The organism is Pseudomonas sp. LSJ-87, from assembly GCF_032971465.1.
In the GTDB taxonomy this organism is placed as follows: Bacteria; Pseudomonadota; Gammaproteobacteria; order Pseudomonadales; family Pseudomonadaceae; genus Aquipseudomonas; species Aquipseudomonas putida_Z.
The window spans coordinates 1-10,481 of sequence record NZ_JAWJYQ010000078.1; the positions used below are offsets into that span (position 1 = coordinate 1).

Genomic DNA, 10,481 nt, shown 5'->3' on the forward strand with positions numbered 1-10,481 from the left:
TTTGCAGGCGCGGTTGGTGCAGTTGCGCGAGGGCGCAGCCGGTGGCGTCGGGGCGCTGGTACGCAATGTTGCGATTGGTGCGGGTACGTTGCGTGCGCAGGTTACGGGTGGTTTGAAGGTCAGTTCTACGGCCGCGCAAAGCGTGGCAAGCGATGCGATGCGCAGCCTGCGGGATGCTGCAGCGAGTAGCGGAAGCGTGAAGCTGCTGCTTGCCTTGGGGGGCATATGGTTCCAGCAGGATAGCCTGGGCAAGAACTATCGTACGTTGCAAGAGACGCATCAGAATAATCCGGAGGCGCTTGCGGCGATCTGGTCTTCTTCGCTTGGGTTGTTGGGTGCCAGCGTCGAAGCGGCGGGACTGGTTGTTGCGCTTGTGCGTCCGAAGATACCGTGGCCGGGGACGGTGACAACAATCTCATTGGGGACCGGTATTGCCAGATTCGGCGCGGGGATTTCTGCGCTTGCTGGTGTCATGGATGCAGCTCAGTACAGGTATGCAAACCTTAGATCCGAGAGAGTGGGAGATGGCTCTGCAGCTCGCCTCTACCGGTTCGCAAGTGCCACTTCATTCGGGGCCGCAGCATTTGGCGTCTGGGCCGCATTTGGCTCCAGCGCTTTACTTGGCCCGATAGGCATAAGCATCACCTTGGGCATAGCAGCCTATCTGCTTGCAACTTCAGCCAAGCACAAAGAATCATCAGCAACGCAAATTTGGGCCAGAAATACCAAGTGGGGGTTACCGGAATCACATCGCCAATGGGTGACCAACACCGATATGGACGCGGCCATTGCCGCTCTCAATGCATCCCTCCTCGGTTTGGAGGCGGAGGTCTCGATTCAAATCCAATTCGAAATCAATCACTCCATCCACAAAGAAAATGCGTCAACGATATTTACCAGTGATGGTAATGCGGTCCCGGCAAGCGTCGGCCTGATTTTCTTTATTCGCATTCCAAACTTCAATCAGCACCTGTCGCATTACGAGTGGAATTTAAGCCTGTACCACGGACCTAGAGGTAGTGAATTAGCTGTACTGTCCGCAGACAGTTCGTCGCCGTTGAAACTGCAAGCTCAAGACAGAGCGTCCAATAAGCTCTTCTCAAGACCACCCGATATGCAGCCATTCACAAAGGTCGACCCAATGACTAAAGCCCTCACCATTCAAGGAGCGCTGCCATTGTCCGACCACCACACCATCCAGGCAATAGAATTCACCCTAAACTTCTGGCCTGACAAAGACGACAAAACAACACTTGCTCAGATTGTATTAATAGAGAATGAGATACGCACCAACAAGAGCAGAAATCAATGAGCCGTCCAAGACTGAACCCACCCTGCACTGGCTGGCAAGAAGACTTGCCATCGCCCTTCGATGCACCGGCTCTAGAACCTGGCTTGGCTCCCCATACGCCGAACTTTCAAGATGATATTTACCTCGAGATTTGTCGCTCAGCAATGGCGTATCGTGGGATCGTTTCGATATTGGCACTTATCTTTCTGATTTCCATCCTGGTTGACCTTCCTTGGGTGATCAGGCATACGGACCCAACGGACATCGAGAGTGTTATTCAGGAAATTATCATGCTCTCATTGTCAGCATGGTGCACCGTTGTCCTGTTCCGGGCAGACCTCTCAGCGCCCCGAGACCTGCCCATCCGCTTCAACCGGGCCCGTAATAAAATCTACGCCTACAACTTCAAGCATCAATGGTGGAACCCATTCGACAAGGGCAAAGTCGTACCGGTCAGTTACGACTGGTCCCAAGTCCGCGCCGAGCGCTGGTCCCAGACCGGCGCACTGCCTAACGGTGGGTTAATTTTCAAATGGGGTGTCACACTCTCCATCGTTGCACCAGGCACAAACAATGTCATCGACCGTTTCCCTCTGGTCACCATGGGCGCCAATGAGCATGCCTGGGCCTACATCTGCACCTACATGCAGGAAGGCCCCTCAGCCCTGCCACCACCCGGCCCCCCCAAGGATCACAACGATGTGCTCTGGTGTGAGTTCGCCCTGCGCCTGGCACCCAAAGTGAGCTGGCCACCTGATATGGACCTTGAATCGCGAACCGCACCTTGAACCGGCCACGGCGGGTGCGCCCCACTCAATCTCCCGCCGGCACATCCACCACCTTCCAGCTGTCATCCGGGTCGAAGCGTTTCATCTCCTTGGCCAGCTTGTCGCCGTGCGGCCCGAGGTCTTTCTCGAACACCTCGCCGTCATGGCTGATCATGAAGCTCATCACCCCGGTGTCATCGTACCTGGCCGGCCAGGCGACCATGGCAAAGCCACGGCTCATCTGGTTGCCGATCAGGTAGCTGTAGGCACCGCCGGGGGCGGACGGGCCTTGTGCATCGAGGATGCGGAAGTGGTAGCCATACCAGGCGTCGCCGACCATGTCCTGGCCGAACAGCGGGCCCAGCGGGCTGACCTGGCCATCGCCATCGTCATCCCAGTACAGCCCGTCATGCTTGCCGGGCTCGCTGAATATCTTCTGCGCGTATTCCAGCGCACCGTTGCCGTTGTGGTCCTGGGTGGCGTAGTCCATCTGCGCGTCGTGGTAGGCCAGCATCGACTGCATGGCACCCAGCTCGTTGCGGCCAATACGCCGGGCGCGAATTTCAGAGCTGCCGGCCTTGAGGTCGAAACGCCAACCCTCGCCGCCTTTGGTCAACGGTATGGGTAACGTCCAGTGATCACTGCCCACCGCGAGGATGGCCTTGTTTGCCCCCAACATGTCGATGCTGTGCTGCGCGCGATACTGCGCCAGGAACGTGTCTACGTCACTGCGTTGCACACCGCCGCGCGGTATGTAGGTACGCCAGTCATCGCCCAGCAACCGGGCCAGGCGGGCTTCATCAGGTTTCTCCTCGCCCAGCGCCGCGACAAAGGATTCCACGGCCTTCTCCGGCGTCGGGAAGACTTCCTGCGCAGCGGCCAGGGTTGACCAGGCCATACCGGCTGCGATTACCAGTGCCGCTATCGATTGACGGTTCATCGACGGCCACCTCCCCCGCGGCGTGCGGGCGCACTGGGCCGGGAAATCTGGTGCCCGGCGGCACGCGATGCGCTCGGGCGCTGGGCGAACGACTGGCTGGTGCGGCCACGGCTGGCCTGCGCGCTGGTGCGCGAGGGTGAACGCACGCCGTCGAAGGCATTGTTACGCGCCCGGCCGGCGCTATTGGAAGGCCGGTTTTGCGCCAGCTGCCGCCCCTGGCCTTCGCCCTGCCTGCGCTGGCTCACCTGGCTGTTCTGCTGCCGAACCTGGGTGTTGCGGGTTTCCTGTCGGCGGTCGGTCGCCCTCGGGTTGTCGCTACGAGGCTGCATGCGGTTGCCGACCGAATTGCCCGCCTGCGCCTCGCGCATCTGCTGGCGTGCCTGGCGGTTGCTGGTGGCCGGCCGTTCGATGCCGGCCCGGTCCATCGATGCCCTCGCTTTGTCCCGCGCCTGGGCGCGCTGGGCGTCATCGCCGCGGAAGGCAGTACGCTGGGTGGCACCGTCCAGCTGGCGACCGTACTGCTGGCGGCTGCGGGAGTCGCGGTACGGCACGCCGTCGCGGTTGGCGGCGTTGTGCTGCCATTTGTTCTGGTTGTTGGTGATGCGGTTGTTGGCGTTGATGTTGTTGTAGCGGTTGACGTCGATGTCGATGTCGTTGTTACCCCAGTCGCAGTCACCCCACAGCGAGGCAACGATCGCCACGCCGGTACCGAAGGCCAGGCCCGCCACCAGCGCGGAACCGGGGTAGTACATGGGCGGTGGCGGGTAGTACGCCGGCGGCGAAGCCGGGTAGGCCCAGGTGCCGTAGGTGGTGGTCGGGTTGTAGCTGGGCACGTACACCACTTGCGGGTCGGAGGGCTCGATGATGATGGTGGTGGGCGGGCTGCTGGCCGTAACCACCTGGGTGCTGCTACCGCTGGAGGCCGGTGCCGGTGCCGGTGCCGGGGCGGTCTGCACGGTCACGTTCTGGTACTGGTTGCTCTGCAGGTTGCCGGCGGCCTGGGCCTGGTGACGCAGGCGCTGCACGCCGCCCATGACATCGTCGGGCTGCGCGAGGAAGGCGTCGCCCAGCCGCTGCACCCAGACCGGGTCCTGCCCCAGGGTTGCCAGCACCTGCGGGAAGGCCACCAGCGCTTGTACGCTTGGGTCCCAGGGCTGGTTCGCCACCTTCTTGACGGCATCGTCGCCGGTGGCCTTGGGGTTGGCCTTGGACCAGGTCACCGCTTCGCTCACCTGCCCCGGATAAGTGGAGGCCATCAATACCTGGGCCAGCAGCGCATCGGGGTACAGCGCGATGGGCGCGAGCATCTGGTCCAGTTGCTCCTGGGTGAACACCGGGTCCTTGGCCGCGACCGTGTCGGCTTGTGGTGCCGGGTCGGGGGCAGGTACGTCTTCTGCCAGCACCAGGCCGGGCGTGGCGCTCAGATACAGGATTACCGACAGGACCGCTGACAGTGGGATGCGCATCGCTTCTCTCCATGAGATCAGACCGCGTGGATTAAGGGTAGCAATGGCGATGCTTTTGGCCAGATGTGCGGGCGCAAACTTTTCGCGCTCTAAAGGTGAGGGTGGTTGCTGCTTTTGAATCTATACCAGGGCTGGGCTGAGATCTGTAATTGACTGTACCGGCCCTTTCGCGGGCACGCCCGCTCCCACAGGGTCACCACAGGTTCGAACATTGTGGAGTACCTGTGGGAGCGGGCGTGCCCGCGAAGAGGCCGGCGCATGCACAAGACCTTATCCAAAAAGGAGCCCACCCCGATGAACACGCCCCGCTTCATCGCCGTCATCATGCTGGCCGTGCTCTGCACCTCGGCCTGGGCGGCCACCGACCGCGCCGAACGGCGCCGCGAAGCCCGCGATGTGCGGCAGGAAACCCGCCAGGACGCGCGGCAGACCAAACAGGACTGCCGCCACGCCGACCAGCAAAGCAACGCCGGCTGCCGACAGGACAAACGCCACACCAAGCAGCAAGGCCGTGAGCGCGCCCGCGACATAAAATATTGAGCGGGCGGTGCTCAGCCGCCCAAGGCGATGATCGCCAGGATCAGTGACGCCCCGACTACCGCCAGGACCACGCCGGTCAACAGGGTGCGGCCACCGGAATAGCGTGCCAGCAGCCAGCCCGCAAGGAAGAGCATGGCCAGGGCGACCAGGTTCGACACACGGATGGCCGTACCGGTGGTCTCGATCAGCAGGAACGGAATGACCATCGGGAAAGTTGCCAGAACCACCAGCAGGAAAGTGGCCAGGGCCGCCTTGAAATCATCCAGCCCCAGGCGTGCCGGCAGCGGGCGGCCAGCATCACGCAGCATGCGCCCGCGCAGCATCTCCAGCCCGTCTTCATCCAGTGCCAGGCCGATGCGCTCTGGCAGCGTATCGGCAATCAGCCTGCGCCCCTGATTGATATCACCGGCTTGCAGACGGGCCAGCAAGGTCCGGCTGCGGGTGCGTTCGGTCCAGGTACGCAGCAGGTAGATGACGGCATCGGCCAGGCCCCAGGCCAGGTTGCAGCCGAGTGCGGCAATCAGCATCAGCCGCGCGTCTTCGCGCCCTGCGGTGGCCACGCTCAGCGAGCCGATGAAGGTCATCGCCATCAACAGGCCGAAGATGACTTCGGTGATCCGGTCGATCGGTTCCAGCACGCCCCATTTACGCGGTTGCTCGTCTTGCCCCATCGCCCCCTCCCAGGAACCATCGATAGTCACTATCGAGAATGGCAATTTCTGCCGAACGACATGGCCGAATAACCTAGCTCCATCGACTCGCCGCCCACTACCCCGGCCCCTGGAGCTACCTGATGAACACCTTGGCCCGCCTGCTGTCCGCCACCCTTGCCGTTATTGCCATCGCCATCATCAGCGGCTGTGCCAGCCACCCCGAACTGCGCCCCTACACCGCCGAGGAAACCCGCCAACTGCAACTGGAAGCCTTGCAACGCCGTGGCCTGTCGCTGGACGACTACGAGCAGCAACGGCGGGTAATCCAGCGTGCCGGCAACCTGCCTGTGGTGACCGAAGCTGCCGACGCCGACCGTTCGAGCAAAGGCTGATTGGGCTCGCCAGCGGTTCCCTACCGCTACCTGCACAGATTGGGCTGCGAGGTGAGGTTGCTCCATTATAGTCAGCCAGGCATTGCAGGCCCCGACAGCCATGCCCAGTCACGCCCTTCACCCTTTTAGCGGCGCGGCGCCAGCGCCAGGGCGATACCGCCCAGCACCACTACGCACGCCACCAGCAAGCGCAACGACAATGGCTCGCCGATCAGGCCAACCCCGCCCAACGCCGCAATCACCGGGACGCTGAGTTGCATGGTCGCCGCCTGCTGCGCGCTGACTTGCCTGACCACGCCGTACCACACGGCATAGCCCGCACCCGAGGCCAGCACACCGGAGCCCAGCGCATACAGCAAGCCGAGCGGGCTCAGGTGCAAGCCAGCGCCCAGCAACAGCATCGGCACCAGCAGCACCAGGCACGGCAGGCTCCGGGCGAAATTGCCGGCAGTGTCGGCCAGCGGCCGGGGTGAGCCTTTGCCCAACAGCGTGTACACGCCCCATGCCACGCCGGACAGGGCCATCAGCAAGGCACTGGCAAAGGATGGCGCCGCGGTACCGGGCAACAGCAGCACCAGCAGGCCGGCGAAGGCGATCAGCATGCCCAGCAGCATCCGCGCGGTGATAGGTTCGCCTTTGTACCAGGCGAAGCCGAACATGGTGATCTGCACCGCGCCGAACAGCAGCAACGCCCCCGCGCCTGCGCCCAGCTGCAGGTACGCCGCAGAAAACAGGAATGCGTAGAGGAACAGTGCCAGGCCGCCGCGCCAGCTGCCCCCCATGGCAAGCGCGGGTTTGCGCAGGCGGAGCAACAGCAGCAGGAACAATGCACCACTGGCCAGGCGCACCACGGTGAAGGATGCCGGGTCGATGGCCCCGTCCTTCAGCGCCAGCCGGCAGAACACCGAATTGGCAGCGAAGGCCACCAGGCTGAAAAGTGCAGGCCAGACCCAGACCCGGGCCTTGCGGTCGGTGAGCGTGGTGGTGCCGGTGCTCATGGTGTGGTCACCTCTGAGATCAATTGTTGTTATAGCGGCCATGCTGGTAGGGCCAGCACCGGTATACAACATAGTGTTTATCTGAGGCCACCACCGAATCGCCCGGACCTATACCGCTGCCACCGCCTCGATTTCCACCAGCATGCCGTCCAGCGCCAGCCGGGGTACCGGTATCAGCGTGCAGGTCGGCTTCATGCAAGGGCCCCAGGCCCTGTCAGCCTCGGCTACCCACTCACGCAGGCGCGTTTCGGAATGCTCGACGATCAGCAGGGTCAGCTTGAACACCTGGGCCAGGCTGGCGCCTTTCGACGCCAGGGCAACCTCCAGGTTGGCCAGTGCCTGGCGCGCCTGCTCGGCGAACAGCGGCGACAGCTGCCCGTTGCGGCCCTCCCCGCCCTGGCCGGCTATGAACAGCAGGCGGCTGTCTGCATGCACCTCGGCGACATGGGAATAGGCGTTGCCGCTGGGGTCGTACAGGCCTTCGGGATTGCTCAGCTGGAACGCGGTTGAATGGCTCACGGTAAACCCTCGATCAGTTGGAAGAGGGACGGAGTATCGAACCTTGAGTTAACTCGAGGTCAAGCGCGGTTTTCAGGGGCGGGCTTGCCCGCGAAACAGGCGTCGACTGTAGGACGTTTCGCACAGCGAACGAGCTTCCGTGAACCACGCGTTCATATGCGAAGTGGCCATCAGGCGCTAGATTGCGAGGCCCGGCATGGAGGCCTGTACGTAACAAGGATAAAGCGATGAGCAAATACAATTTTCAACTGGCCTACACCATCAAGCCAAAAAACGCACGAGATGATGAAGACGATGCGGCAAAGGCGCGCCTGCACCTGCGCGAGAAAATTGGCCTGGACACCGTCGAACACATTGAAACCACCTTGCTCGGGGTGATCACTCTCAACAGCACCTCGCTCGCAGACCGCAGGCGCGACGCCGAAAAGCTGCTTCACGATTACATCCATGAAGCGCTCAAGCATCTGTGTGTGCTGTCGACCGTGAAGTTCTACGGTTGCTTGATGGTGGACGGGCTGGGCGCAGCCATTCGCTTCGACATCCTGCCCAAATGAACAGCGACGGCATCAGGCGCCCCCGCGCCTGATGCTGCGCACCGTCATTTTTCCTGCAGTACCGCCCTGCCCTTCACCGCCCGAGGCCCTCGCCAGGCCCAGAACAGCAAACCAGGGAATGGCGCGTAGACCACGAACACGATCCACAGCATCTTGCGCTCGGCGCGCCGGTCACTGCCGATGATGTGCCAGATGGCCCAGATTTCCAGCAGGATCACAAAGGCCGCGACGATGATCCAGATCGTTCCGATTTCCATAGCGCTCTCCCATTTGGCATGTAATGGGTTGGGTTGCAGAGGCTGCCGAGGGTTCAGATTGATTTGGCTGATCGTACGGCACCAAGGCATGCGCGAACCTGTGGGAGCGGCCTTGTGTCGCGAAAGGGCTGCGCAGCAGCCCCGGCCATTCAGGCGGTGACGCTTGAATCCTGGGGCCGCTGCGCGCCCCTTTCGCGACACAAGGCCCTCCCACAGGTTGCACACGTTAAGTGCCATCTCACAGGACGCAACGCAAGGGCTTCACTCAATGACGTGGTGCAGTCTCCAGCGCCGCCTTCAACGCCGGCGCATCGGCAAATGCCCGCTGGCTCACCAGCGTACCCTGCTCCAACTGCAACCACTGCACCTGGCCATCCTGCCCGGGATAACGGCTGGCCACCCGCCCGTCACGGTCGAGCAGCACCCGGTAGTTGTAATCGCGCATGGCGGGGATGGCGAACAGCTTGCTGATCAGTGCCGGCATGCGCTGGATATCGGCAACAAACACCGCATCGCGCGCTTCCAGGTAACCCTTGGGCTGTTCGGCCAACGCCGCCTTCACCAGCTTGGCACCGTCCATGTCGCGCGCCACCAGCAGGATGTGCGTACCGGCGCCGAGGCTATAAGCCTGGTCGTGCTGGTCGAGCAGCGTCCACGGCGCGAGCTTGTCGCCCGGTTCCAGGGCATTGGCCAGCAATGGCATCAGGCAAAGCAACAGAGCAGCGGCGTACTTCATCAAGGGTATCCTCAGTGACGGGAGCATCAGCATAACGGCAATGGGCCAAGCCAGACAGGTTGCCTGAACACGACCTCGAACACGACACGGCCACCCGGGAGATTGTCTTTCCCCCGGCCACCCGCCACACTCTCGAGGCCAGCCAGGAAGCGGAGTCCAGAGTGCCCACGCCACGCCAGTTCAGCAAGAAGACCAGTACCAGCAACATGCTGCGGCTGAAGTCCACCAGCGCCAATGCCCAAGCGCCCTATCGGGTCGATTTCGTATTGCTCGAACACTTCTCAATGGCCAGTTTCACCGTGGCCATGGACGTGCTGGTCACGGCCAACCTGCTGCGCGCCGACAGCTTCCAGTTCACCCCGCTGTCGCTGGAAGGCGACCGCGTGCTCAGCGACCTGGGGCTGGAGCTGGTGGCCACCGAGTTGTCCGCCGAGGCGCTGAAGGAGCTGGACCTGCTGGTGATCTGCGGCGGCCTGCGCACGCCATTGAAGTACCCCGAGCTCGACCGCCTGCTGGGTGATTGCGCGGCCCACGGCATGGCCCTGGGCGGCTTGTGGAACGGCGCATGGTTCCTCGGCCGCGCCGGGGTGCTGGACGACTATGGCTGCAGTATCCACCCCGAACAGCGCGCCAGCCTGTCCGAGCGCAGCCCGCAGACGCGGATCACCCCGGCCAGCTTCACCCTCGACCGCGACCGCCTCAGCGCTGCCAGCCCCAATGGCGCCATGGAGCTGATGCTCGGCCTGGTGCGCCGGCTGTATGGCGACGGCCTGGCCGAAGGTGTCGAGGAAATCCTGTCGTTCTCCGGTGCCCGCTACCGCCAGGTCGGCCCGGGCGCGAAGAAGTCCATGAGCCTGCACCTGCGCACCATCGTCGAACTGATGGAGAACAACCTCGAGGAAACCCTCAGCCTCGACCAGCTGGCCGCCTACAGCGGGCGCTCGCGCCGGCAGATCGACCGCCTGTTCCAGGCCCAGCTGGGCACTTCGCCGCGGCGTTACTACATGGAGCTGCGCATCACCAAGAGCCGCCGCCTGTTGCAGTATTCCGACCTGTCGGTGATGGAAGTGGCAGTGGCTTGCGGGTTTGTTTCGGTGTCGCACTTCAGCAAATGCTATGCGGCTTACTTTGGCTATCCGCCGTCGCGTGAGCAGCGGTTGGGCGAGTGAGCATCAAGGCTTCATTCATGTGTCGCTTGGGCCTGCCCTTTCGCGGGTAAACCCGCTCCCACAGGTACTGTGCAAATCTTTGGGACAGCGGTGATCCTTGTGGGAGCGGGTTTACCCGCGAAGAGGCCGGCCCAGGCACTAGAGAACTTTCAGGGGCGGCGCTCGATCTGGATGTACCGCAACACCGCATCACAGATCA

12 protein-coding genes and 1 pseudogene are annotated in these 10,481 nt (G+C 62.7%); 6 read left to right on the plus strand and 7 right to left on the minus strand.

From position 1 onward, the window contains the following. Positions 1–1,312, plus strand: a pseudogene (locus RYH74_RS25785) (hypothetical protein); the annotation flags it as partial. After that, on the plus strand, positions 1,309–2,079 hold the full coding sequence (locus tag RYH74_RS25790; protein ID WP_317410557.1) for a DUF6708 domain-containing protein: 771 nt from the start codon (positions 1,309–1,311) through the stop codon (positions 2,077–2,079). The pseudogene RYH74_RS25785 and the gene RYH74_RS25790, both read left to right, overlap by 4 nt. A gap of 25 nt (positions 2,080–2,104) precedes the next feature. Here RYH74_RS25790 and RYH74_RS25795 read toward each other — a convergent pair whose 3' ends face one another. Both RYH74_RS25795 and RYH74_RS25800 read right to left on the minus strand, forming a co-directional pair. Then, positions 2,105–2,998 (minus strand): DUF2950 domain-containing protein, encoded by an 894-nt coding sequence (locus RYH74_RS25795; RefSeq protein WP_317410558.1) that lies wholly within the window; start codon positions 2,996–2,998, stop codon positions 2,105–2,107. Next, positions 2,995–4,464 (minus strand): DUF3300 domain-containing protein, encoded by a 1,470-nt coding sequence (locus RYH74_RS25800; RefSeq protein WP_075045075.1) that lies wholly within the window; start codon positions 4,462–4,464, stop codon positions 2,995–2,997. Before RYH74_RS25800 ends, RYH74_RS25795 begins: the two co-directional genes overlap by 4 nt. A gap of 294 nt (positions 4,465–4,758) precedes the next feature. Here RYH74_RS25800 and RYH74_RS25805 point away from each other — a divergent pair, with 294 nt between their 5' ends. After that, on the plus strand, positions 4,759–5,004 hold the full coding sequence (locus tag RYH74_RS25805; protein WP_317410560.1) for a hypothetical protein: 246 nt from the start codon (positions 4,759–4,761) through the stop codon (positions 5,002–5,004). A gap of 11 nt (positions 5,005–5,015) precedes the next feature. Here the strand turns inward: RYH74_RS25805 and RYH74_RS25810 are convergent, their stop codons facing one another. Then, positions 5,016–5,675: a VIT1/CCC1 transporter family protein gene (locus RYH74_RS25810; RefSeq protein WP_075045073.1), complete on the minus strand. Its 660-nt coding sequence runs from the start codon at positions 5,673–5,675 to the stop codon at positions 5,016–5,018. Between the two features lie 122 nt (positions 5,676–5,797). Between RYH74_RS25810 and RYH74_RS25815 the strand changes: the two genes are divergently transcribed. Then, complete coding sequence (locus RYH74_RS25815) at positions 5,798–6,049, plus strand: hypothetical protein (protein WP_075045072.1); 252 nt, start codon at positions 5,798–5,800, stop codon at positions 6,047–6,049. A 125-nt stretch (positions 6,050–6,174) separates the two neighbouring features. Here RYH74_RS25815 and RYH74_RS25820 read toward each other — a convergent pair whose 3' ends face one another. Both RYH74_RS25820 and RYH74_RS25825 read right to left on the minus strand, forming a co-directional pair. After that, complete coding sequence (locus RYH74_RS25820) at positions 6,175–7,047, minus strand: DMT family transporter (protein WP_286101793.1); 873 nt, start codon at positions 7,045–7,047, stop codon at positions 6,175–6,177. A 108-nt stretch (positions 7,048–7,155) separates the two neighbouring features. Beyond that, positions 7,156–7,566, minus strand: a complete 411-nt coding sequence (locus RYH74_RS25825; protein ID WP_025338904.1) for a RidA family protein — start codon at positions 7,564–7,566, stop codon at positions 7,156–7,158. Between the two features lie 227 nt (positions 7,567–7,793). On the opposite strand from RYH74_RS25825, the gene RYH74_RS25830 reads away from it, so the two are divergent. Further along, positions 7,794–8,120 (plus strand): hypothetical protein, encoded by a 327-nt coding sequence (locus RYH74_RS25830; protein ID WP_286101792.1) that lies wholly within the window; start codon positions 7,794–7,796, stop codon positions 8,118–8,120. A gap of 44 nt (positions 8,121–8,164) precedes the next feature. On the opposite strand, the gene RYH74_RS25835 is transcribed toward RYH74_RS25830, so the two are convergent. Continuing rightward, a complete protein-coding gene (locus RYH74_RS25835) occupies positions 8,165–8,377 on the minus strand; it encodes a PLDc N-terminal domain-containing protein (protein WP_013972488.1) in 213 nt (70 codons plus the stop codon). Between the two features lie 265 nt (positions 8,378–8,642). Then, positions 8,643–9,113 (minus strand): hypothetical protein, encoded by a 471-nt coding sequence (locus RYH74_RS25840; protein WP_025338902.1) that lies wholly within the window; start codon positions 9,111–9,113, stop codon positions 8,643–8,645. Between the two features lie 161 nt (positions 9,114–9,274). Between RYH74_RS25840 and RYH74_RS25845 the strand changes: the two genes are divergently transcribed. Continuing rightward, on the plus strand, positions 9,275–10,282 hold the full coding sequence (locus tag RYH74_RS25845) for a GlxA family transcriptional regulator (protein ID WP_025338901.1): 1,008 nt from the start codon (positions 9,275–9,277) through the stop codon (positions 10,280–10,282). The last annotated feature ends 199 nt before the right edge of the window (positions 10,283–10,481 follow it).